21 protein-coding genes are annotated in these 22,457 nt (G+C 43.5%); 10 read left to right on the top strand and 11 right to left on the bottom strand.

The window, feature by feature from the left end:
* Positions 1-45: 45 nt before the first annotated feature.
* From rpoD to rpsU, 3 genes are all read right to left on the bottom strand, one after another.
* The gene (gene rpoD / locus H571_RS0110960; RefSeq protein WP_027849349.1) at positions 46-1,905 is read right to left on the bottom strand and encodes an RNA polymerase sigma factor RpoD; all 1,860 of its coding nucleotides are present in this window, start codon (positions 1,903-1,905) and stop codon (positions 46-48) included.
* Between the two features lie 111 nt (positions 1,906-2,016).
* Positions 2,017-3,828 (bottom strand): DNA primase, encoded by a 1,812-nt coding sequence (dnaG, locus tag H571_RS0110955; RefSeq protein WP_027849348.1) that lies wholly within the window; start codon positions 3,826-3,828, stop codon positions 2,017-2,019.
* A gap of 138 nt (positions 3,829-3,966) precedes the next feature.
* A complete protein-coding gene (gene rpsU, locus H571_RS0110950) occupies positions 3,967-4,182 on the bottom strand; it encodes a 30S ribosomal protein S21 (protein WP_027849347.1) in 216 nt (71 codons plus the stop codon).
* 145 nt (positions 4,183-4,327) lie between these two features.
* On the opposite strand from rpsU, the gene tsaD reads away from it, so the two are divergent.
* From tsaD to folK, 3 genes are read left to right on the top strand one after another with little or no spacing between them, the layout of a single operon-like run.
* Positions 4,328-5,359 (top strand): tRNA (adenosine(37)-N6)-threonylcarbamoyltransferase complex transferase subunit TsaD, encoded by a 1,032-nt coding sequence (tsaD, locus tag H571_RS0110945; protein ID WP_027849346.1) that lies wholly within the window; start codon positions 4,328-4,330, stop codon positions 5,357-5,359.
* Positions 5,359-5,733 (top strand): dihydroneopterin aldolase, encoded by a 375-nt coding sequence (folB, locus tag H571_RS0110940; protein ID WP_036218147.1) that lies wholly within the window; start codon positions 5,359-5,361, stop codon positions 5,731-5,733. Before tsaD ends, folB begins: the two co-directional genes overlap by 1 nt.
* On the top strand, positions 5,730-6,239 hold the full coding sequence (folK, locus tag H571_RS0110935) for a 2-amino-4-hydroxy-6-hydroxymethyldihydropteridine diphosphokinase (protein WP_027849344.1): 510 nt from the start codon (positions 5,730-5,732) through the stop codon (positions 6,237-6,239). The genes folB and folK overlap by 4 nt, the downstream gene beginning before the upstream one ends.
* 4 nt (positions 6,240-6,243) lie before the next feature.
* Here the strand turns inward: folK and H571_RS16230 are convergent, their stop codons facing one another.
* Positions 6,244-7,347 carry a tRNA nucleotidyltransferase/poly(A) polymerase-related protein gene (locus tag H571_RS16230; protein WP_027849343.1) on the bottom strand — a complete coding sequence of 368 codons (1,104 nt, stop codon included), beginning with the start codon at positions 7,345-7,347 and terminating at the stop codon, positions 6,244-6,246.
* Positions 7,348-7,457: 110 nt separating this feature from the next.
* Between H571_RS16230 and H571_RS15580 the strand changes: the two genes are divergently transcribed.
* The gene (locus H571_RS15580; protein ID WP_051168295.1) at positions 7,458-8,087 is read left to right on the top strand and encodes an LPP20 family lipoprotein; all 630 of its coding nucleotides are present in this window, start codon (positions 7,458-7,460) and stop codon (positions 8,085-8,087) included.
* A 95-nt stretch (positions 8,088-8,182) separates the two neighbouring features.
* Positions 8,183-9,388, top strand: coding sequence for a flagella assembly protein FlgT (locus H571_RS0110920; RefSeq protein ID WP_027849342.1), 1,206 nt, complete (start codon positions 8,183-8,185; stop codon positions 9,386-9,388).
* A gap of 14 nt (positions 9,389-9,402) precedes the next feature.
* Here the strand turns inward: H571_RS0110920 and glpE are convergent, their stop codons facing one another.
* The 6 genes from glpE to H571_RS0110890 are packed head-to-tail and all read right to left on the bottom strand — an operon-like array spanning position 9,403 to position 16,354.
* Positions 9,403-9,717 (bottom strand): thiosulfate sulfurtransferase GlpE, encoded by a 315-nt coding sequence (gene glpE, locus H571_RS0110915; RefSeq protein WP_027849341.1) that lies wholly within the window; start codon positions 9,715-9,717, stop codon positions 9,403-9,405.
* Positions 9,718-9,764: 47 nt separating this feature from the next.
* The gene (locus H571_RS0110910) at positions 9,765-10,589 is read right to left on the bottom strand and encodes a symmetrical bis(5'-nucleosyl)-tetraphosphatase (protein WP_027849340.1); all 825 of its coding nucleotides are present in this window, start codon (positions 10,587-10,589) and stop codon (positions 9,765-9,767) included.
* Positions 10,590-11,381: a 16S rRNA (adenine(1518)-N(6)/adenine(1519)-N(6))-dimethyltransferase RsmA gene (gene rsmA / locus H571_RS0110905; protein ID WP_027849339.1), complete on the bottom strand. Its 792-nt coding sequence runs from the start codon at positions 11,379-11,381 to the stop codon at positions 10,590-10,592.
* A gap of 18 nt (positions 11,382-11,399) precedes the next feature.
* Positions 11,400-12,380 (bottom strand): 4-hydroxythreonine-4-phosphate dehydrogenase PdxA, encoded by a 981-nt coding sequence (gene pdxA / locus H571_RS0110900; protein ID WP_027849338.1) that lies wholly within the window; start codon positions 12,378-12,380, stop codon positions 11,400-11,402.
* A 1-nt stretch (position 12,381) separates the two neighbouring features.
* Positions 12,382-13,665 (bottom strand): peptidylprolyl isomerase, encoded by a 1,284-nt coding sequence (locus tag H571_RS0110895; protein ID WP_036218144.1) that lies wholly within the window; start codon positions 13,663-13,665, stop codon positions 12,382-12,384.
* A gap of 13 nt (positions 13,666-13,678) precedes the next feature.
* Complete coding sequence (locus H571_RS0110890) at positions 13,679-16,354, bottom strand: LPS-assembly protein LptD (RefSeq protein ID WP_027849336.1); 2,676 nt, start codon at positions 16,352-16,354, stop codon at positions 13,679-13,681.
* 111 nt (positions 16,355-16,465) lie between these two features.
* On the opposite strand from H571_RS0110890, the gene H571_RS0110885 reads away from it, so the two are divergent.
* The 3 genes from H571_RS0110885 to djlA are packed head-to-tail and all read left to right on the top strand — an operon-like array spanning position 16,466 to position 19,105.
* Positions 16,466-17,524 carry an aminoglycoside phosphotransferase family protein gene (locus H571_RS0110885; RefSeq protein WP_169445775.1) on the top strand — a complete coding sequence of 353 codons (1,059 nt, stop codon included), beginning with the start codon at positions 16,466-16,468 and terminating at the stop codon, positions 17,522-17,524.
* A complete protein-coding gene (locus H571_RS0110880; protein WP_036218142.1) occupies positions 17,517-18,260 on the top strand; it encodes a nucleotidyltransferase family protein in 744 nt (247 codons plus the stop codon). Before H571_RS0110885 ends, H571_RS0110880 begins: the two co-directional genes overlap by 8 nt.
* Positions 18,257-19,105 carry a co-chaperone DjlA gene (gene djlA / locus H571_RS0110875; protein WP_027849333.1) on the top strand — a complete coding sequence of 283 codons (849 nt, stop codon included), beginning with the start codon at positions 18,257-18,259 and terminating at the stop codon, positions 19,103-19,105. The genes H571_RS0110880 and djlA overlap by 4 nt, the downstream gene beginning before the upstream one ends.
* Positions 19,106-19,107: 2 nt before the next feature.
* On the opposite strand, the gene H571_RS0110870 is transcribed toward djlA, so the two are convergent.
* A complete protein-coding gene (locus H571_RS0110870; RefSeq protein ID WP_027849332.1) occupies positions 19,108-20,112 on the bottom strand; it encodes a DUF3530 family protein in 1,005 nt (334 codons plus the stop codon).
* A gap of 145 nt (positions 20,113-20,257) precedes the next feature.
* On the opposite strand from H571_RS0110870, the gene rpe reads away from it, so the two are divergent.
* Positions 20,258-20,956 (top strand): ribulose-phosphate 3-epimerase, encoded by a 699-nt coding sequence (gene rpe, locus H571_RS0110865; RefSeq protein ID WP_027849331.1) that lies wholly within the window; start codon positions 20,258-20,260, stop codon positions 20,954-20,956.
* A gap of 2 nt (positions 20,957-20,958) precedes the next feature.
* Positions 20,959-22,455: an anthranilate synthase component I gene (gene trpE, locus H571_RS0110860; RefSeq protein WP_027849330.1), complete on the top strand. Its 1,497-nt coding sequence runs from the start codon at positions 20,959-20,961 to the stop codon at positions 22,453-22,455.
* The last annotated feature ends 2 nt before the right edge of the window (positions 22,456-22,457 follow it).

Raw genomic sequence — 22,457 nt, 5'->3', positions numbered from 1 at the left:
TGATGAATCAAGACCTTCTGATGATTATTTTACTATTCGCTTTTTCTACTCGTCTAGGAATGAACGTAGTGAGTCACAACGTGAAGGATGACGCAGCTTACGCAGTGCCTTGGCTTCTATCTGACGAATACGCTCACGGGTTACATCAAACTGCTTACCCACTTCTTCTAGCGTGTGGTCGGCGTTCATATCAATACCAAAACGCATACGCAGTACTTTAGATTCACGTGCGGTTAAGCCTGAAAGAACCGAGCGAGTGGCTTCTATCAAACCTTCTTCCGTTGCTGAATCTATCGGGGATTCTTGGTTAGTATCCTCGATAAAGTCACCTAGATGTGAATCTTCATCATCACCTATGGGCGTTTCCATCGAAATGGGCTCTTTGGCGATTTTTAGTACTTTACGTACCTTATCTTCTGGCATTTCAAGGCGTTCACCCAACTCTTCTGGCGTTGGCTCACGACCCATTTCTTGCAGCATTTGGCGTTGTACACGGTTGATTTTGTTAATGGTTTCAATCATGTGTACAGGAATACGAATAGTACGCGCCTGATCTGCTATAGAGCGGGTAATGGCCTGACGTATCCACCAGGTTGCATAGGTAGAGAACTTATAACCACGGCGGAATTCAAACTTATCTACCGCTTTCATTAGGCCAATGTTGCCTTCTTGAATAAGGTCTAAGAATTGTAAGCCACGGTTGGTGTACTTTTTAGCAATAGAAATAACCAAGCGCAGGTTGGCTTCAACCATTTCTTTTTTGGCGCGGCGGCTTTTTGCTTCACCAATAGATAAGCGGCGGTTAATTTCTTTTAATTCTGCAACGCTCAGGTTAAAGGCTTCTTCGTGTGCTTTGATACGTCGCTGACAGCGCTTAATATCTAAGCTGTAAGAGCGCACTTTTTTACCTATAGCGTCATCTTTAGCAATAACATCATCTACCCACTGGCTGTTGGTTTCATTGCCTGGAAAAGTGGCAATAAAATCTGCACGGGGCATTTTTGCTTTGCCTACGCAAAAACGCATAATTTGGCGTTCTTGGTCACGTATGTCGGCAACGGCTCCACGCGCATTACTAACCACACGCTCATAGTGTTTGTTAGCTAGCTTGAAGGGTGCAAAGTGCTCACCTAGCAGGTTAAGTTCTGCTTGTGCTTTAGCATGAGAAAAGCCGTGTTTGTCGATTGCTTTACGTGCTTTAACGAGTTGATCGCGCAGTGCACCAAAACGAATACGTGATTCTTCAGGGTCTGGACCACTAACCGTTGCTTCTTCCTCTTCTTCCTCGCCCTCTTCTACTTCTTCCTCTTCGTCGTCATCATCTTTAACAACGGCTTTAGGTTTTATAGCTGGGGTGGGAGCTGGCCCTGGTGGTGGAATATCATCAACTGGATCAATAAAGCCTGCAAAAACATCGGTTAGGCGGCCGTTTTCGGCAGCGGCAACCACATCATAGGCTTCTAGAATGCTTTCAACTGTACCTGGCACGTAAGCAAGAGCATGCATAACTTCACGAATACCTTCTTCGATTCGTTTGGCTATGACTATCTCACCTTCGCGGGTTAGTAGCTCTACTGCGCCCATCTCACGCATGTACATGCGTACTGGGTCGGTGGTGCGACCTGCATCACCTTCTACAGCGGCTAAGGCGGCCACGGCTTCTTCTGCTGCTGACTCGTCGATTGAATCACCGTCGGTCATGAGCAAAGTTTCCATGTCCGGGGCTTCCTCACTAACAGGAATACCCATATCGTTGATCATACGAATTATATCTTCGACTTGATCCGGATCAGAAATTTCTTCCGGCAAATGATCATTAACTTCCGTGTAAGTCAGGTAACCCTGCTCTTTACCACGGGCGATCAATTCTTTCAATCGAGATTGCTGCTGCGCTTTCCCGGACATAGAACCCCTATCTCAGCTGTGCAAGAAATATGGATATAAAAAGGCAGACCATTGAATTACAGCCTGCCCTTAAGTTAGGCGCGAAATTATAGCAGTTTCGCGTTCGACCGTCTATTTATCTTCTGATTTCAGATGCTTTTGTTGTACTAGCTTCCAGAGTTCTTGCATCTCTGCCGCTGGTAACTGGGTTGTTTCAGGCTTTCCCAGTAAGTCGCTATAACGCGCTTCAACCTGCTCTTCTGTTTTACGGTTTATTAAATAGTGTGAAATCGCCAGTATTTCTTCGGCTGCGGCTTCACGGTTTAATTCGAGTGCTAGCCTGGCACGTTGTAAAAAAGCTTCGCCTTCATTGGTTCCTGACCAATAAGCCAAGAGCACTTGTGTTGTTATATGCGGACTCTTGCGCAGGTATTCAAGTAAGCTGTGTAAAACTTGTGCCGATTCATTGCGCTGGGCTTCTATTTCAAGGCTTGCTGGCACTTGGTTTACTAAATCTGGATAACGTATCAGTAAGCGTAGTAGTTTTTCTTCTGCTGGCAAGGTGCGGCTAGGGTTTTCTTTGCTAGTGCTTTGCTTTAAGGGCTGATAAACCTGCTGCCTAGGCACTTGGTTCTGCGATTGCAAGTCGTCACTACTAAAACCTGTTAAACCTTCTAGGTGAGTTATTAGTCTACGTTTTAGTAATCCATCTGCCAGGCTTTGAATAAGCGGCCTAGCAGCGTGCGCCATGCGCGTTTGATCATCTAAAAGGTTTAAATCTAAGCCTTGGCGTAGGTAGCTAATTAGGTATTCAGCTAGAGGCATGGCTTGATTTACGCGCTGCTCAAATAAGCCTGCACCTTCTTTTCTTACTAGAGTGTCTGGGTCTTCGCCTGCGGGTAAAAATAAAAAACGGGCGTGGCGGCCATCATTTATAAGGGGCAACAAGGTTTGCATAGCGCGTGCTGCTGCTTGCGTACCGGCTGCATCACCATCAAAGCAAAACACCACTTCATTAACTAGGCGAAAAATTCTTTTTAAGTGGTCTTCACTCGCTGCTGTGCCTAGGGTAGCAACTGCCCAATGAATACCTTGTTGGGCGAGGGCAACTACGTCCATATAGCCTTCTACTACTAACAGTCTGTCTAATCTGCCGGGTTGTTTTCTAGCTTCATACAAACCATACAGTTCTTGGCTTTTTTGAAAAAGCGGCGTTTCGGGTGAATTTAAATATTTGGGCTTGCTATCATCTAAAACGCGGCCACCAAAGCCAACCGTATGGCCTTTACTATTGCGAATAGGAAAAACAACACGGTTACGAAAGCGGTCATAAACTCGACCTGTGTCTTCTTTTTTTACCAATAAACCTAGTTCAATTTGTAACGCTTCACTAAAGCCTGCTTGGGTTAGGTGCTTTTTTAAACCTTCCCAACCTTCGGGTGCTACTCCTAAAGCATAGCTTTCTAACAACGCATTACTTAGCCCGCGCTTGCTACGAAAGTAATCTAACCCTAGCTTGCCTGCATCTTGCTGCATAACTTGTTGATAATAGTTTTGCGCGGCCTCCATGCAACTTAGGCTTAGGTCCGTTTGTTTTTTCTGTTCTTGGTGCTCTTGGCTAGATTTTTTGTTGCCACGATAATCTTCACGGGGCACTTGTACGCCCTGGCTTCTAGCTAAAGCTTCAACCGCCTCTACAAATTCTAGGTTGTCGTATTCCATTAAAAAAGTAAGTGCGTTACCACTGGCACCACAACCAAAACAGTAATAAAACTGCTTGTCTGGGTTAATACTAAAAGAGGGGGATTTTTCGTTATGAAAAGGGCAAAGTGCTGAGTAGTTTTTGCCGGTTTTTTTAAGGGTTATACGCGCACCCACTACATCCGCTACATCGCTACGGGCAATTAGGTCATCTATAAATGCCTGGGGGATGCGACCGCTCATTAGCACCTCAAGTTAACAACTTGGCTTCAACTTCTACTAAAACTAAAAACGAGCCTTAAATCAAATAATTTAAGACTCGTTTAGGGGATGCCTTGGTCAAGACAACTCCGTCATTACTTAGCGATTTTTAACGGTGTATTAATACATCCGCTCAAAACGACGCTGTTCACGCTGAAGTTTTTTCTGATGGCGTTTGACCGCTGCTGCTTTCTTGCGCTTGCGCTCAGCTGTGGGCTTTTCGTAAAATTCACGACGACGTACATCAGCTAGAACACCAGCTTTTTCGCAAGAACGCTTGAAACGACGCAGTGCGACGTCAAACGGCTCATTGTCTTTGACTTTAATTACAGGCATTAAAATCACCGTCCTTAAGAAGGTTAACTACATAGGTTTTAGGAATACTACAAGCGAAAAATTCTACCTCTTTGTGCTGCACGGTGCAAATATTTATACACTTCCTTTATACTAGCCGCCCAAATTTACAAACTAGGGTTAGGTTATGTTGGTGCTAGGCATTGAAACCTCCTGCGACGAAACGGGTGTAGCGCTTTATGATACTCAGCGCGGCTTACTTGCCGATGCTTTGTATAGTCAGGTTGAACTACACGAACGCTATGGTGGCGTAGTACCTGAATTAGCTTCTCGTGATCACCTACGCAAGCTTACCCCTTTAATTAAACAAGTTTTTGCTGAATCTGGTTTAGCCTTACAAGACCTTGAGGGCATTGCCTACACTGCTGGCCCAGGCTTAATTGGTGCTTTAATGACCGGCGCTAGCTTGGCACGTAGCTTGGCTTTTGCTTTGGGTATTCCTGCTTTGGGTGTGCATCACATGGAAGGCCATTTATTAGCGCCTTTATTAGATCAAACCCCGCCTGAATTTCCTTTTGTTGCGCTACTGGTTTCAGGTGGGCACACACAATTAATTCGTGTGGATGCCATTGGTGAATATGAATTACTAGGCGAATCCTTAGACGATGCCGCCGGTGAAGCCTTTGATAAAACAGCCAAAATGATGGGCTTGGGTTATCCAGGCGGGCCACGCTTGGCTAAATTGGCCGAACAGGGTACTCAAGGCCGTTTTCGCTTCCCTCGGCCTATGACAGATCGCCCTGGCTTAGATTTCAGCTTTAGTGGTTTAAAAACTGCCACGCTCACCTGTGTTAACCGCTTAAAAAAAGAAGCCATTTTAGACGATCAAGCTATGGCCGATATAGCTTGGGCTTTTCAAGATGCGGTAGTTGATACACTGGTTATTAAGTGCAAACGCGCCTTAAAGCAAACAGGTATGAAACGCTTAGTGATTGCTGGCGGTGTAAGTGCTAACCAACACCTGCGTGAACAGCTAGAAAAAAACTTACAAGGCATGGGTGGGCAAGTTTTTTATCCTTCATTGGCCTACTGTACAGATAACGGCGCAATGATTGCTTTTGCGGGTGCACAGCGTTTAGCGGCTGGGCAAAGTGATGGTGCAACCCCTGTGGCTTTAAGACCTCGCTGGCCGTTAACTGAATTGCAGGGGCTAGTTTAATGGCACAGCAAGATAGTATTTTTATTGAAAACTTAAGTTTTTTAGCCAGCATTGGTGTGTTTGAGTGGGAAAAACAATTCGAGCAAAAACTAGAGCTAGATATAGAACTTAGTACGGATATTCGCCCTGCTGCTGCTAATGATGACCTAAACCTAACGCTTAACTATGCTGCCATTAGCAGGTTAGTGATTAACCTAGCCAAAGCCCAGCACCATGATTTAATAGAAACCCTAGCTGAAAAAATAGCCGCCAAGCTGCTGCAAGAATTCAATACTCAGCAGGTTAGCCTAACCCTACGCAAACCCAGCGCTGTGCCAGCCGCTGCAAGTGTGGGGGTTAAAATTACTCGCCAACGCCAAGAGCCTACTTTATGACGCCTGTTTACTGCTGGGTTAGTTTGGGCAGCAACCACGAGCGTGATTATCAAATTAACCGCGCCTTACAAGCCCTAAAAGCTGAATTTGGTGAACTCAGGGTCAGCCAAGCTTATGAAACTCAGCCAGTGGGCATTAAGGCTAAAAGTTGTGCGCCTTTTTATAATTTGGTGGCTGGTTTTTATACTTATTTAAAGCCAAGTGAACTGAATGCTTTTTTAAAACGCATTGAAGGTAATGAAAAATACCTTATGCCAGCAGATCAAAGCATTTATGTGCGTGCGCTAGACTTAGATATTATTAGTTGGGGCGATACCAGCGGGTTAATTGATGGGGTGCAGCTTCCCTACCCTGACTTACTAAAACATGATTTTGTTTTGCTGCCTATGGCTGAGTTAGAACCCAATCAAAAACCCTCTGGTTATTCACTAACCTATTTAGAACTATGGCAAAAACATGCACATGCTGAACAGCAACTTAAGCCAGTTGAGCTTCACTTGCAGTAATTAACTACTTATCCAAGGCAAGCGACTTAAGTTTTTCTAAGCGCAGTTTGGCAAGCTCTATACCTACTTCTGGCCCCTTAATTCCCTGCGCTACTAAATCTTTAGCGCTAAGGCTTCTAGCCACTTCTAAGCTATTTTTTAATTTTTCTGCCTGCTGTGTTGCTTGGGTTAATTGCATTAGCTCAACGACTTCATTAAATAACTCGGCTTGTCGCCAAGCATCTAGCTGGTCAAACATAGCCATTACTTCTTCAGCCTGAAGACTTAATAATCCAGGCTGTTTTTGCATTAGCAGCAGTGCTTTTAAATGCCTTTGATAGTTCTTAGGTAGCAGCAAGCAGGTAGTTAGTTGTTCTGCAAACGTAAGTTCAGCACCCCAGCCTAATAAAGCAAAACGCTGCGGCAGGCTAAAGGTTGCTTGTTGCGCTGCTTTATCTAGCCAGATTAAACAGTCAGGGTTATTGGTTAGTTGTTTAGCTAGGGGTGGCCAAAGTTTTTCTACCGCACCTATTTTAGCTAAAAGCTTAAAAAACACTGAGGGGGTTTGGGTAGCTAGGGCTTTCTCAACCTCTATCCAAACTCGCTCGGCTGTTAAATAACCTAGCTCACCACTGGCGGTAAGCTGCTGCATTTTGATTAGAGTATTAGCTTCTACGCTAAAGCCTAAATGCGCAAAACGGGCTGCAAAACGGGCGGTACGCAATACCCTAAGCGGGTCTTCACTAAAAGCAGCAGAAACCGCTCTAAGTTGCTTCTTCTCTATATCTTGCTGCCCTTTGTAGGGGTCATAAATGTTACCTGCGGCATCTTTAGCCATAGCATTGATAGTTAAATCTCGGCGCAACAAATCTTCTTCTAGGGTTACTTCTGGGCTGGCTATAACGGTAAACCCTTTATACCCTTTTCCTGCCTTGCGTTCAGTTCTGGCTAGGGCGTATTCTTCGTGGGTTTGGGGGTGTAAAAATACTGGAAAATCTTTTCCAACTGGGCGAAAACCTTTGTTTTCCATTTGCTCTGGCGTGGCACCAACTACAACCCAGTCACGATCTTTTACAGGTAGATACAATAATTCATCGCGCACAGCACCGCCAACTAGGTATACTTGCATAAATCACCTTAAAAAATTAAATAAATTATTGCTTTTGCCGATAGTAATTTAATGTTAAAAAAGCTTAAGTTTAGAAACGTGGAACCAATAATAAGGATTTGGGAGTCAACATGCTAAAGAAAACCCTTTTTGCAGGCCTAACTATTTTAGGTCTTACACTAACAGCTGGCTGCGCATCAAAAGCAAATGATTGTGCCCCAAGAAACTCTAGCTGTACTCCTAAAGAGACCAGCTGCAAATCAGAAGTAAATACTTGTGGTGCTTCACAGCAAACTGAAGTGGTAGCCTATGGTAACTTTGACCCAGTAGTTATTCGTGTTAACGGCTACGGTACGCATGGCAAGACCGATGCACAAACCAATACCAATCAGCGCAAATTGTTAGCGATGAGAGCTTCTAAAATGGATGCTTATCGTAATCTAGCTGAACGAGTGTATGGTACACGCATTCAAGGTAACACCACGGTTCAAAACCTAGCAACGCGTGATGATAATATCCGTAGCTATGTTGATAACCTAGTGCGTGGAGCCAAGGTGGTTTCTACTCGAGATTTAGGTAATGGTTCTTACGAAACTTTAATGGAGTTAGTGTTAGAACCACGTTTTCAAAACTGTATGATGAGTAGCCGTACTATGACTGCTCACCCTAGCTGTGCTCAATACACCATTCATGGTGAGCACCCTAGTCAGCGTCTACCTGTTTCTCAGCATCAACCAAGAGCTAGATACCATTTAGATTAATGCTAACTAAACCAGCGTTGTTAATCTAACTAGACAACTAGCTCGGGAAGTATCAATCTGATACTTCCCGTTTTTGCTTTAATGGACTTAATTTCATGTATAAAGCTTTCATCTTTAGCCTATTTTTAATTCTTGCATTACCCGTACAAGCTCAGTGGGTAGAAGCAACAGGTTCTTCTGTTATAGGGCACCAAGATTTACTTCATGCGCGGCGTGCAGCAATTCGTGATGCGCTCAGGCAAGCAAGCTTCCAAGGGGCGTTGCAGGTTAATGGTTACCAAGCAATGAGTCAGGGCGAGTTGCACACAGACCAACTCTCTATTGATACTCAAAGCAGTATTAGCCAAATGGAAGTACTAAAGGAAGTTGTTAAAAACGGCATGATGTTTGTTACGGTAAAGGCACTAGTAGAAAACAGTGGTAGCTGCGAAGGCGGTAACTATGCCAATGGTTATAAGCGCAGCCTAGCTATTAGTAACTTTTATTTAGAAAGGCCCCAGTCTGCTAACATGGGTGCTTTACACAATGTTAGTGAAGCCCTACCTAAAGAAATTCTACAGCGTATGCAAGGCCAAGATAAACTACGTGCCTTAGATGCGACCAGTTTCCAAATGTATAACCAGGTTAGCAGCATTCCCACTTCGGTTAATGACCGTGGTTCGCTAACGACTGCTGTTGATACCGCCACGCGTATTGGCAGCCAGTATGTTTTAACGGGCGTTATTCGTAGTTTAGATTTAATTAACCCTGAACTAGCGGGTGAAAGGGGCGTTTTTGAAAGCTTGTATGAACGCACCCGTTTTAAGGGTGAGCGTTTTGCGCGTGTGCTTAAAGTTGATTTGTTTATTCACGATGGTTTTAGTGGTGAACTGGTTACTAGCCGTAGCTACTCAACTCAAGGTAACTGGACTGAAAATCGTACTGAAAAAATAGGTTTTGCTAACCCACGTTTTTGGCAAACAGACTATGGCGAAAAAGTTGATTTGCTAATTGAGCAGATGGTTAGCGACTTAAATGTGCAGGTTGGCTGCCAGCCTTTTATGGCGCGTATAACCCGTACAGACAACAAGCGTTTATATATAGATGCTGGCTCTGATGCTGGTTTGCGTCCAGGTGATACTTTAAATGTCTACCGTTTAAACACCTTTTATGACAACACCCAACGTGCGTTTACTGAGCTAGTTCCTGTTGATTTAACGCTAAGTTTGGAAAGGGTTCAGCCTAACTTTGCTAATGGCAAACTAGTAACCCTGCCACAAATGGTTAATATTCAGCAGGGTGATCTAGTTATTGCTTGGTAAGCAGGTGTTCGTTGTTATTCACAATGTTCTGGGTGGCAAACCTTCCAAAACTCATAACCGCCATCCAGACTATATACTTCTGTAAAGCCCTGTTCTTTTAAAAAATCTGTAGCGCTTTGGCTTGCCATACCGTGGTAACAGCAAACCAGTACTGGCTGGTCTTTAGGGTTGTTATTAATAAAGTCTTGTAAATTGCTATTGTCTAAACGCTCCGCTGTTTTAATTCGGCCAGTGCCATAGCTTTGCGGGTCACGTATATCAACCACTTTGAGCTTACCTTCTTTTAGCAGTTCACAAGCCTGCTGAGCATTCATTCTGCTACTTGTCATTGGGTTTTACCTAATTAAAAATTACAAGATTACGCTTAGGGAACTTATTATATAAGATCTTGCTTAACTGCCGCTACTTTAAACTTTTTGCGGTCGTCTAAGCACATGGCTGTCAGGTGATTACCCCAAACACAGCCTGTGTCTAAGGCATGAATCGACTTTACACCCGTATGGCCTTCTAAGGCTGCCCAATGACCAAAAAGAATGGCTGCTTCTTTGGTTACCTTGCTTGGGTAGCAAAACCAAGGAGCATAGTCTTTGGGTGTGCTGGAAACCCCACTTTTACTAGTAAAGTTTAACTCTCCCTTAGAATTGCAAAAGCGCATACGAGTAAAATAATTAACAATAGCGCGGTGGCGTTCTTCACCTTGCAAATTATCTGACCAACAAAGTGGCTCATTGCCAAATACGTTTTTTAGAAAATCGGCACGTTTATTTGAGCGCAAAAGTTTTTCAATTTCTGCTGCTAGTTCTTGGGCTTTTTTTAATTTCCAGATAGGCGGAATACCAGCATGGGTCATCACATAGCCCAGTTTTTTATCATAATGCAAAAGGGGCTGCTGACTTAACCAATTAAGGAGTTCTTTAGCATCAGGCGCTTGAATAACCTGCTCTAGCGTATCGGAGTTACGTAGTTTACGCTGACCTTCTGCTGCAGCAAGTAGGTGAAAATCATGGTTACCTAGTACCTGTTTACTGCTTTCACCTAAATCAGCCACAAAACGCAAAACATCTAGCGAACCCGTGCCACGATTAACAAGATCACCAGCAAGCCAAAGGGTGTCTCGCTTCGCTTTAAAGTTAATTTCTTCCAATAACTTTTTAAAGCTTTTATAACAGCCTTGGATATCGCCAATTGCGTAAACAGCCATTTATGCTGCCCTAAAGTTTGCCAGCTTAACAAACTCTTCTAAATTTAAGGTTTCTGGGCGACGCTGCGGGTCTAAATCTAGGGCTTCTAGCTGTTCGGCTGTTACATAACCCTTCATGTTATTGCGTAGCGTTTTACGGCGCTGGGCAAAAGCTAAACGCAGGGTTTCGCCTAGAATTTTTTCATCTAAAGCCTGGTGGGTCGGTTGCTGCTTGGGTGTCATTCTAACAATGGCTGATTCAACCTTAGGCTGAGGTTTAAAGCATTCTGGCGGCACTAAAAATAGGTTTTCTATATCGCAATAATATTGAGCCATCACACTTAACCTACCCCACTCACCTGTGCCTGGTTTGGCTGCTAGGCGTTCAACCACTTCTTTTTGCAGCATAAAGTGCATGTCTTGAATTAAACCCTGAAAAGATAGCAGGTGAAAAATTAAGGGGGTAGAAATGTTGTACGGCAGGTTACCTACTATGCGTAGTTTTTCATCGGCTTGGCGTAGCTGAGCAAAATCAAATTTTAAAGCATCGGCTTCGTGAAGGGTAAATTCAGGGTAGTTAAAGAATTTAACCCTTAAACCGGGAACTAAATCTCTATCAAGCTCTATAACATCTAACTGACCATTTTCTTCTAATAGCAGTTCAGTTATAGCACCCATACCTGGACCAATTTCTACCAGATGGTCTTTACCCGCTGGTGCAATGGCACGCACTATTTTGCGTATCATGCCGGTATCTTGTAAAAAATTTTGTCCAAAACGCTTACGTGCTTTATGCCCGTTCAGTGAAGCCATTAATTAACTCTCTAATATTTATACTGCAAAATTGGCCGCATAGTTTAAAGCGGTTTTTAAACTACCCGTGTCTGCTGTGCCTTTGCCAGCTAGGTCTAAAGCCGTGCCATGGTCTACTGAGGTGCGAATGATGGGTAAACCCAGGGTAATATTGGCGGCTCGCCCAAACCCCTGGTGTTTAAGCACTGGTAAGCCTTGGTCATGGTACATGGCAAGTACCGCATCGCCTTGTGCCAGTACTTTTTCAGTAAACAGGGTATCGGCTGGCAAGGGGCCGATTAAATGAATGCCTTCTGCACGCAGTTTTTCTAGGGTAGGTTCAATAATTTCAATTTCTTCTTTGCCTAAATGCCCACCTTCTCCTGCATGTGGGTTCAACCCACAGACTAAAATGCGTGGTTGCGCTAAGCCAAAACGGGTTTGTAAGTCATGATGCAAAATTCGGGTAATTTGGGTTATCCGCTCGGATGTAATGGCATCGGCGACTTGGCGAAGCGGTAAATGTGTAGTAACCAAGGCAACCCTTAGTTCCTCCGTAGCAAGCAGCATAACCACCTGCTCGCTAGCACAGCGGTCTTGTAAAAATTCTGTGTGCCCCGTAAAGGGAATACCTGCTTGATTAATAACACCTTTGTGCACAGGGCAGGTAACCATGGCTTTGGCTTTTTTGGCTAAACACAGGTCGGTTGCAAGCTTTAGAGTTGCTAGTACATAGCTGGCATTGGCTGGGTCTAGCTGCCCTGCTGTTACCGGTGCCGCTAAGGTAACCGGTAGAACTTTCACTTCATCTTTTTTGCTAGACGCATTCAAGGTGTCAGCAGTCACTTCTTTTAGCTTTAAGTTTTTATTTAGCTGTTTAGCACGTTGTAATAATAGTGAAGGATCAGCCACTACGACCCAGTCGCTAGACCAGTTTTCTGCGGCTTGTAGGGCAATTAAGTCTGGGCCTATTCCAGCAGGTTCGCCGGGTGTAATAAGTAAGATGGATGAATTAGCCATGCTAGCTCCTTATTTCTACCCAGGTTGAGTCACGAATTTCGCGCAACCAGTTTTGTACTTCTTCTTCAAAACGCCTTTCCGCTAAAATACTGCGTACTTGTTGACGGCGCATTAAATCGGTCATATCTGACTTACGGCGTTCTTCTACTTCAATTAAGTGCCAACCAAAAGGGCTTTTAACTGGTTGAGATACTTGACCAACCGTTAATTCATTCATAGCTGCTTCAAATTCTGGCACCATTTGTCCTGGGCTGACCCAACCAAGACTACCACCCGACTGTTTACTGCCTCGGTCATCGGATAATTCTCTAGCTAAATCGGCTAGGCTTTCACCCTGCTCAACGCGTTGCTTTAATTTACGAATTTCAGCTAGTGTTGCAGCTTCATCTCTGACTGCATTAGGCATTAGTAGTAGGTGGCGTGCTTGGGTCTGATCAACAAATAGCTGCTTACCACCCCGCGTTTCTAGTAGCTTGATAATATGAAAGCCACTCGGACTACGAATAGGTCCAGCAACGCCACCTAGAGGTAATTTAGGTACTTTATCTGTAAAAATGGAAGGCAAGGCAAGGGCTGAGCGCCAGCCTAAATCACCACCACTAAAGGCTTCATCGGCTGATGAACTAGCAATGGCTTGTTCTTGAAAGTCTGCACCTGCATCTAGTTTAGCTTTCAGTGCTTCTGCACGCTCTTGGGCTAATTTTATTTGTTCTGGGCTGGGATTGTCTGGTACAGAAATTAAAATGTGTCCAACTCGAAACTCTCGCCCATCCTGCTGCAAAGCTTCAGGCGAAGTAAGGTAGTTGTCTACCTCTTGCTCACTGACTTGAATACGTTCGCCCACACGTCGCTGACGCACTTGTGAAATAAGCATTTCATGGCGTATTTGTTCACGAAATTCATTAAAGGTTAAACCATCAGCCTCAATGGCTTGGCTGAATTGTCGCAAAGTCATATTATTTTGCTGAGCAATTTTTGCTAGGGTTTCATTCAGGGTTTGATCGTCTATTCGTAAACCACCCCGCCTTGCCAACTGTAGCTGAATAGTGTCAATAATAAGGCGATCGAGCACCTGTTGGCGCAAGATGTCTGCTGGTGGTGGGCGAATACCCCTCTCTGCTATCTGCTCATTTGCTTGTTGAATACGTTGCTGTAATTCACTTTCCATTAAGGCTTCTTCACCAACAACAGCAACAATTTTATCAATTAAGCGTGGTTCTGCCTGTAAAGTTAAGCTAAATAACAAACCTGCTATTAGGCTAACTGCGTAGGTTTTCTTTAACACTAAAATCTCTCCATTAAGGGCGATCGGTATAACCTTGGACTTCTGTTCCTAAAAGCTCTGGGATGGGCTGACCCACACCACCTAAGCCTTTAAATACCACATTAAGGAAAATTCCATAATCTCGTTTTCTTGCTTCAAATTGTTCTTCTGCATCTAAAGCTTTGTTAAATAGGGGTGAGCTGTCAGGGTTATCAACCCAATCACGATACACCAACTGTATTTGCCAACAACAAGAGTTGTATTCTACGCCGGTTATACTATCGAGTTTTTCAGAACGTTTTAAATCATGGCCTTGCTTGGCGAAAATGCGCCAATGCTGATTAAGTGAATAAATCATTGAGGCATAAACTTGCTCTTCAGCATGTTCTAGGTAAGACCAATTATTTTTTACTAGGTTTTTATCTGGCTTAGGCCCTTTTAAGCTTAGGTTCTGATAATTAGAAGTATAACTATGCCCCACATTAAATTGGCTATTGGTTATACCAGTATAAGTTAAATAGGTGTTAGAGCTTTCAGTTTTATGGAAGTGGTCATCCCACATAAGGTTAGAGTTTAGCTTTAAATCTTTAGTTAAAGTTAAGCTGCCCTGCAAACCTAGGTTAGAAGTTTTGCGAACATTTTTATAGGCTCTTTCTTCGACAGGTAAAAAGTCATTACGGATTTTTTTTCCCTTATTATCTACTCTATCAGGATGCCAATAACTATTATCAATCCGTCTATCTTCTAAATAAGCTGCCTTAGCTACACCTATACTGGCCAGCTCGTAACCGGTATTTTGACTAATTAAACGCTGAGTTAAACCAAAAGTTACTTTTTTTACATCACCCACTCTATCTAAGCCGGTCGTGCGTTCAGCTCTAAATAACTGCCCATAACTGTCTTCTACAAAAGCACCATCAAAAAAGTTGGGTATTTGATACTGCTCAACAAAAGGCACATAAGCAAAGTAAAGCCTAGGCTCTAGTGTTTGTAGCAGTTTTTTGTTTAATAGTTGAGCATCTCTTTCTAAATACAAACCACTGTCTAGGCTAAACACCGGCACTAAAGCTGAGGGCTTGAGATCAATATTATTGTGTTTTTCTTCTGCCAGCGTAGCTGACCAATAGGGTTTTAGATCGTATTGAGTAAATTTCAGCTTAGCTTCAGGTCGAATATAAGCCCAAGGCCAACGCCATTCGGCATTTAAGCTAGGCTGCAGATGCAAGCGTAAAGCATCAGGTACGCCATATTGACCAGCACTAGCAAAATAGTACTTATCATTACTACCAGGTTTTAGACTTATACTTGATGACTCATAATTGGTATATTTAATACCTGAGTCATTTTCTAGCTCTTTATCAAACAAGCCTTTAAACTGGGTAAAATCAATCAGCAAAGCACCTTGATAATTATTGCCCCAACGAGCAGTTTTACGTATTTCTAACTGAGGTAAACGATAATACTCAGTGCGATTAGCTATACGGCCTTGGGTTAAATCAAACAGTTTGTAGGGTGCTTCTATTGGTGAGTCTTTGTTTGTTGGCTTTAACTTTTGGTAACCTTGGAAATTCAACTTGGTTTGCCAGCCTCTATTTTTGTAGCTAAAGCTTAACTGCTGTAAAAGTTCAGTTTCTGCCGTTACAAAACTATTACTGTTTAAGTCCTCTAAGTAGCTGTCATCACCTACTTGTGCAAAGTCTAGCTGGTAACTAAAGTCGGCATTTAAACTACCCTTATGTTTAGCTGCAAAATTCCAGCGGTCGTAGTCAGCAAACTGTTCATCATTATTTAGACGCGCATAATAAACTTCGCCAGAATTTCTTTGAGTTAGATAGCGCACTTCAGTACCCAACATAAAGCCGCGCATATCTATTTGCCGTGGGTAAAAAGTTGCATCTACATTAGGTGCTAGATTCCAATAAAAGGGCTGTTGGTAATCTAAGCCACTATTTTTAGACCAAGAAATAGTCGGTGACAATAAACCCGTGTGGCGGCGATCATCAATCGGAAATCTTAACCAGGGCCAATAAAAAACGGGAACCTTTAATACTTCCATACGCACATTAAAGGCATCACCAAAACCTGTATCTCGGTTAAGGTTTAAGCGACCAGCAACTAAGCGCCAAGCATTATCACCCGGAGAGCAGCTAGTCATAGAGCTATCACTTAGGGTTACAACTCCATCGGCACGCTGCTCTAGCTTCCAAGCGCTGCCTCTTAAACGCTGCTGGTGTACTACATAATGCGCTTCACTCATTTGCAGCTGTTCGGTAGCTAGCTGGTACTCACCCTCTGCACCACGCAACAACAAACCCTCTTGGCGTATACCTATATTGCCTTTTAATTCTGCAAGATCACGGGTTGCATTTAGGCTGGCTTGATCTGATGTTAAATAAAGTGAGCCTTTACGCAGACGCACATTGCCCTGCATTAACAAGCCACCTTCAGCGGAATAATTAAGCTGCTTAGCATCAGCAAATAAACGTGCCTGCTCGGTTGGCAAGTGGGCTTCAGGTAAATCTAGCTCGGGCGATAAATAATAACCTCGGCAGACTTCATCTACTGGTTGTATGGAATAAACTTGCCAATCTAAAAACTCAGGTGCAAGTTCTTTAGGCGGCGCTGAATGCACAGCAAAAGCTGCCAACATCAGGGCACTCAGTATTAGTACACTGGGGGCTAAGCCGTTATTAAAAAACTTGAACTTCAAGCACTACTCCCAAACAAAATGACTAGCCAAGCGAGACCTACTAGCCTGCTAAAGTCTGAAAAATTGCGTATTATAGCTAATCTACTTACCACTGCCACGACTAAAACTATCATGAGCCTTAAGCAGACACCTATACAAATGGATCGTTCACTCAGCATTAAAGCCTGGCTAGCACCTTGGCTCACTCATCCAGACACCAAGTTAAGCAAGGTAGCTGGCGATGCAAGCTTTCGTAGCTACTACCGCATTACTGCTGAACAAAATACCACAGGTAACAGCTTAATTCTGATGGATGCACCGCCCGACAAGGAGAGTTCGCACAGTTTTATTAGTTTAGCTAAGGCTTGGCGCCAGCAGGGTGTAGAGGTTCCTCAAGTTCTTGCCCATGACTTGCAACTGGGTGTTGCTTTGCTTGAAGATTTTGGCGATTTGCAGTTTATGCAAAAGGTAACAAATATACCGTCTGTAGAAGTGAATCAACTCTATCAACAAGCGTTAAACCAACTTTCTGGCATTCAAAAACTGACTAAAGCAGCGGCTAAAGAACACCCACTGCCTGACTATACCCATGAACTTTTAAACCGTGAACTGAATTTGTTTGATGATTGGTTTTTTGAAAAGTTACTTGGTTTACCCAAAGCCAGCCTACCTAAAAATTGGGAGGTATTTAAACAAGCCTTGATAACTTCTGCTTTAGAGCAACCTCAGGTTACTGTGCATCGTGACTACCATTCTCGTAACCTAATGGTTTTAGAAACAAATCAACTCGGCATTATTGATTTTCAGGATGCTGTTTATGGCCCCTGCACCTACGATGCTGTTTCGCTTATTCGTGACTGCTATCTTGATTGGCCTGAAGCAACCCAGCAAGCTTGGCTGGCTTATTTTCATCAAGTGTATTGTCAACAAGCGTCACCTGTTAGCCTGCAAACATTTACACGTTGGTTTGATTGGATGGGAATGCAGCGCCACTTAAAAGTTGCTGGTATTTTTTCACGCCTAGCCTTGCGCGATGATAAACCAAATTACCTGCTTGATATTCCCCTCACCTTGAAACACCTAGTAAGGGCGACTCAAAACTATCCAGAACTTGCCGACCTACAAGCTTGGTTAACTCAAGTAGTTATTACAAACTTCAATAATTTTTTACAGCAGCGTAATAATGGTTAAAAAGGCAATGATTTTTGCAGCAGGTGAAGGCAAGCGAATGCAGCCACTCACCTTGCATACCCCTAAACCACTACTAAAAGTAGCAGGCAAGCCGCTAATTTTTTGGCATTTAGAAAACTTAGCAGCCCAGGGTATTAAGCAGGTTATTATTAATGTTAGCTATTTAGGCCAACAAATTATTGATGCTATTCAAGAGGGTGCTGCTTGGGGTTTAGAGGTTAGCTATTCCGTTGAAACCACCCCCCTAGAAACAGGGGGCGGTTTATTACAGGCTAAAGCTCTTTTAGGAGAAGAACCTTTTTTGCTAATTAACGGTGATGTTTGGTTGAGTGAGTTACCCCAGCTACCAGCTGCCACAGAAGATGAACTATTATTTATGCTGCTGGTTGATAATCCAGCCCATCATCCACAAGGGGATTTTTTCTTTGAAAAAAACTCAGGCTTACTAGCTAATCAGCCAGGTGCTGGAATGCAAAGCAAAACCTTTGCTGGCATTAGCCGTATTAATCCAGCTATGTTAGATGAACAATGGCTAGCTGCGGCTTATCAAGTGGCTTACCAGGCTGGTGATGCCTTTATTTTATCGCCTTTGTTGCGTTTAATGATAGACAAACAAAGGGCTAAAGCAGCCCTAGTAACAGGCCATTGGGTTGATGTGGGCACACCCGAGCGCTTAACTGAATTAAATGCTCACTTAATGAATAAGATGACGTTATCTAGGGATTGTAAGGTATGAAGCTAAAAAAGCTTAAATTACCGCATTTTGCCGGTAAGGCAGTGGGTTTATTGTTGAGCTTTATGCTTGGGGGTTGGGCGGGTGCAGCCTTGGGTATTATGCTAGGACACAGCTTTGACTTTCATCGGCATTCAATTTTCACTATTTTAATTAACTTCTTTAAACGCTTGCCTCGTGTTTCTTTACCTAAGTCCAGTGAATTAATTTACCGCGACACCTTATTTCTTTGCCTAGGCTATGTAGCCAAACAAAATGGGCGTATTTCTCCACAAGAAATAGCCGCTGCTGAAGCTGTCTTCAAACGTATGAAGCTAAGACCTCAAGAAAGAGCCGTTGCCATAGCCCGTTTTAATGAGGGCAAACTAGCAACCAACCAAATAGAACCTAAACTGGAATTATTGCGTAAACGTTATGCTAGTAAAAAAACAAGGCGTTTAGATTTTATTGATCAGCTTTTTAATATGGCCTATGCCGGTGGTCCAGCTAGCGAAAACCAAATCTCTGTTATCTATTCTTTTTTAGCTTTAGTAAACGTTAGTCAGCTAGAAGCTGACCGTTTGCACCAACGTGTGCGCAAGCAAAAAGGCTATAAAACACAACAAACCTATCAACAGAATAAATCAGCCAGTGAACCTGCTTTATTAGCGGCTTATCGAACTTTAGGTATTAATAGTGATGCTAAACCTGAGGAGATTAAACTTAGCTACCGTAAGTTAATGAGCTTGCACCACCCTGACAAACTCATGGCGCAAGGTATTACTGATCGTGCTTTAGAGAAAGGCAAAGAAAGAGCCCAAGAGATTCAACATGCTTATGGGCTACTAAAAAAGGCTCGCGGTCTTTAAAACTACCTAAGACCTCTTAGCCAGCCTTCTACTCTTTGTGTTAACCAGCGGCTATCCGTACCATCACCACTACTAACCGGTACTTTAACAGCCATTTGCACTGCTTGGTTATTACCAGCTCGCAAATAAGCGATTTTACGCTCGGCTGCCCAGTTAGCCTGCAAAGCATTTTGACCCGCATAAATATCTAAAATAGGACGTTCACCCAGCGTTTTAATTAGCTCAGCAAAACTTGCTGAATCTGCGCCAGCGGGTGCTTCAACATAAAGTAATATGAGTGGTGCGCTTTTTGCGAGTCCACCTGCTGCTAGCCAAGGCTGTAGCCAGTAAACACTTTCACCCTGCAAGACCAACACCTGCTTACCCTGATTACCTAAATGCTGTAAAGCTGCTTGAACGCGTGCTTCTACCAAAGTGCGGTGCTCATTAAGCGCTTCGACTGGATCAACCACCTCTACTGCCACTTCTTCCTTCTCTTCTTCATCCGCCCCACCTAAAAAACCAGCGCCAGCGGCAGGATCAGTTTTTTCTTCATTCTTTTGGGGTTGACTGCTCTTACTGGAGTAGCCCAACAAAGGCCCTGGACCAAGGGTTCTTTTAGCAACCCCAGCACTTTTATAAATAGGCAAAGACACAGCTAAGGTTGTCCAGCCGTATTCAGGTAAAACCTGCCTTAAAGGTGCAATACCTTGTGGCCAGTTAGGGTGCTGTCTATCACCGGGTAGCATTAGCACCTGTCCTTTAGGTTTAAAACTTAGCGATAGTTTTTTTAGTGCTAAGAAGGTTTCATCTTCTTTTAAAGGCAGGTTAACAACTTCTTCTGCGGGCACTTCAGCCACTAAAGCGGTCAGCATCTCGCGCATGGGGTCTGGGTTACTACGCTCTTGTATAACCTCTTGTTCTTCTTCATCATCAAAACCAAAAGGTGCATCAGCCGCAAAAGCTGCATTGGTGTAAATGAAGCTGATAAACGAAGCAAAGACAAAGGGGGTTAATAATTTTTTCACTTAGACACTTCCTTAAATTTGGCTTCCTTGAGTATAAACACCCAGCAAGCGACAACCAAGCCTTGTAAAGATTTAACAAAGCTGCACATCAGGGCTGAATACCTTAAAATGACTAAAGACTTCTTTTGCTAGAGATAAAAACACCATGCCTGCTTCAAAAACTGATTATATTATTGCTCCCTCTATACTTTCTGCTAACTTTGCTTGCTTGGGTGAAGAGGTTGATAAGGTGCTCGCTTCCGGTGCAGACTGGGTACATTTTGATGTAATGGATAACCATTATGTGCCTAATCTAACCATTGGCTCTATGGTCTGTAAATCACTCAGAGATCATGGTGTAACCGCACCCATTGATGTGCACCTTATGGTTAAGCCGGTTGATAAAATGATCGCTGACTTTATTGAAGCGGGTGCTACCAGTATTACTTTTCATCCAGAAGCGTCAGAACATATCGACCGCAGCTTACAAATGATTCGTGACGGTGGCTGTAAAGCAGGTTTGGTTTTTAACCCTGCAACACCTTTAAACCTAATGGATTATGTAATGGAGCGTTTAGACATAATCTTACTAATGAGTGTAAACCCAGGCTTTGGTGGACAAAAATTCATTCCACAAACCCTGCAAAAATTACGCGAAGCCAGAGCACGCATTATTGCTAGCGGCTTACCTATACGTTTAGAAGTTGATGGTGGCGTAGGCGTGGGCAATATTGCAGAAATTGCTGCTGCCGGTGCTGATGCTTTTGTAGCTGGCTCGGCAATTTTTGGTGCCGCTAAGGCAGAAGACCCTAACCGTTATGATTCAGTGCTTAAAGCGCTAAGAGAACAACTAAAAGGAATCTAAGCATGACCCCTGAACAATTTGCTAGCCTAAGTGCTGAAGGTTATAACCGCATACCGGTTAGCCGTGAAGTACTTGCTGACTTAGATACGCCGCTTTCTACCTATATGAAACTGGCACAACAACCCTACAGTTATTTGCTTGAGTCAGTTCAGGGTGGTGAAAAGTGGGGACGCTATTCCATTATTGGCTTACCTTCTAGCGAACGCATTGAAGTACAAGGCTATGATTTTAAATTGTTTCGTAACAATCAACTGGTTAGCAGTGAAACGGTTACCGACCCACTAGCAGCGGTTGAAGCTTTTCAAGCGCAATATAAGGTTGCCCCTTTACCAGACCAACCGCGTTTTACCGGTGGTTTAGTGGGCTATTTTGGACACGATACTATTCGCTATATAGAACCTAGCTTAAATAATCCTGAAGCTGCTGCACGTATGGCTGACCCCTTAAAAGTGCCCGATATTCTGCTAATGGTTTCTGAAGACGTAGTGGTGTTTGATAACTTGTCTGGTAAATTATTGTTAATAACTCACGCCAACCCTGCTGATACCGATGCACTAGAAAAAGCCCAACAAAAACTAGAGCTATTAGAAGTTAAGCTGCGTACCGCCACTTTAAATACCACCAGCCCAGGTACAGGCCGTGAGCCTGTCAAAGAAAGTGACTTTGAATCTGGCTTTACTGAATCGGCTTTTAAAGCCGCTGTGGATAAAATAAAAAGCTACATTCACGCAGGCGATATTATGCAGTGTGTGGTTTCGCAACGCATGAGTCTGCCATTTAAAGCGCAATCGTTAGAATTATACCGTGCTTTACGCGTGCTTAACCCTTCGCCTTATATGTTCCATTTGCACCTAGATTCTTTTCAAGTGGTGGGTTCTTCACCAGAAATTCTAGCCCGTTTAGAAGACGGTGAAGTCACTGTGCGTCCTATTGCTGGTACACGCAAACGGGGTGTAACACCAGAAGAAGACCTAGCCTTAGAAAAAGAATTATTAGCCGACCCCAAAGAGTTAGCCGAGCATTTAATGCTAATTGATTTAGGTCGTAATGATGTTGGCCGCATAGCTCAAACAGGCAGTGTGGAAGTTACCGCCAGTATGGCGATAGAGCGCTACTCTCATGTTATGCACATAGTTTCTAACGTGGTAGGTAAACTGCGTCCTGAATTAACCGCTATGGATGTATTAAGAGCCACCTTCCCCGCGGGTACTTTATCGGGCGCACCTAAAATTCGAGCCTTAGAAATTTTAGATGAATTAGAGCCAGTTAAACGTGGCGTGTATGGCGGCGCGGTAGGTTATTTAAGCTGGTACGGCAATATGGATACCTCCATTGCCATACGCACAGCGGTTATTAAAGAGGGTCAGCTGCATATTCAAGCCGGTGCAGGTGTGGTTGCCGATTCTGTACCACAAATGGAATGGGAAGAAACGCTAAACAAAGGCAGAGCAGTATTCAGAGCCGTGGCTATGGCTGAGCGTGGACTGGATAACCTTTAAAG

The organism is Marinospirillum minutulum DSM 6287 (assembly GCF_000422325.1).
GTDB classification, from domain to species: Bacteria; Pseudomonadota; Gammaproteobacteria; order Pseudomonadales; family Halomonadaceae; genus Marinospirillum; species Marinospirillum minutulum.
Note: the sequence above shows the minus strand (reverse complement) of the source record. Positions and strands in the feature narration are given on the sequence as shown.

Excerpts from the sequence above, each read along its gene's own strand:
- folB (WP_036218147.1), top strand. The coding sequence starts at position 5,359 with ATGGCACAGCAAGATAGTATTTTTATTGAAAACTTAAGTTTTTTAGCC.
- rpoD (WP_027849349.1), bottom strand. The coding sequence starts at position 1,905 with ATGTCCGGGAAAGCGCAGCAGCAATCTCGATTGAAAGAATTGATCGCC.
- pdxA (WP_027849338.1), bottom strand. The coding sequence starts at position 12,380 with ATGGCTAATTCATCCATCTTACTTATTACACCCGGCGAACCTGCTGGA.
- glpE (WP_027849341.1), bottom strand. The coding sequence starts at position 9,717 with ATGACAAGTAGCAGAATGAATGCTCAGCAGGCTTGTGAACTGCTAAAA.
- djlA (WP_027849333.1), top strand. The coding sequence starts at position 18,257 with ATGAAGCTAAAAAAGCTTAAATTACCGCATTTTGCCGGTAAGGCAGTG.
- rpsU (WP_027849347.1), bottom strand. The coding sequence starts at position 4,182 with ATGCCTGTAATTAAAGTCAAAGACAATGAGCCGTTTGACGTCGCACTG.
- H571_RS0110880 (WP_036218142.1), top strand. The coding sequence starts at position 17,517 with ATGGTTAAAAAGGCAATGATTTTTGCAGCAGGTGAAGGCAAGCGAATG.
- folK (WP_027849344.1), top strand. The coding sequence starts at position 5,730 with ATGACGCCTGTTTACTGCTGGGTTAGTTTGGGCAGCAACCACGAGCGT.
- H571_RS0110910 (WP_027849340.1), bottom strand. The coding sequence starts at position 10,589 with ATGGCTGTTTACGCAATTGGCGATATCCAAGGCTGTTATAAAAGCTTT.
- H571_RS0110885 (WP_169445775.1), top strand. The coding sequence starts at position 16,466 with ATGAGCCTTAAGCAGACACCTATACAAATGGATCGTTCACTCAGCATT.
- tsaD (WP_027849346.1), top strand. The coding sequence starts at position 4,328 with ATGTTGGTGCTAGGCATTGAAACCTCCTGCGACGAAACGGGTGTAGCG.
- H571_RS15580 (WP_051168295.1), top strand. The coding sequence starts at position 7,458 with ATGCTAAAGAAAACCCTTTTTGCAGGCCTAACTATTTTAGGTCTTACA.
- H571_RS0110920 (WP_027849342.1), top strand. The coding sequence starts at position 8,183 with ATGTATAAAGCTTTCATCTTTAGCCTATTTTTAATTCTTGCATTACCC.
- dnaG (WP_027849348.1), bottom strand. The coding sequence starts at position 3,828 with ATGAGCGGTCGCATCCCCCAGGCATTTATAGATGACCTAATTGCCCGT.
- H571_RS16230 (WP_027849343.1), bottom strand. The coding sequence starts at position 7,347 with ATGCAAGTATACCTAGTTGGCGGTGCTGTGCGCGATGAATTATTGTAT.
- rsmA (WP_027849339.1), bottom strand. The coding sequence starts at position 11,381 with ATGGCTTCACTGAACGGGCATAAAGCACGTAAGCGTTTTGGACAAAAT.
- trpE (WP_027849330.1), top strand. The coding sequence starts at position 20,959 with ATGACCCCTGAACAATTTGCTAGCCTAAGTGCTGAAGGTTATAACCGC.
- rpe (WP_027849331.1), top strand. The coding sequence starts at position 20,258 with ATGCCTGCTTCAAAAACTGATTATATTATTGCTCCCTCTATACTTTCT.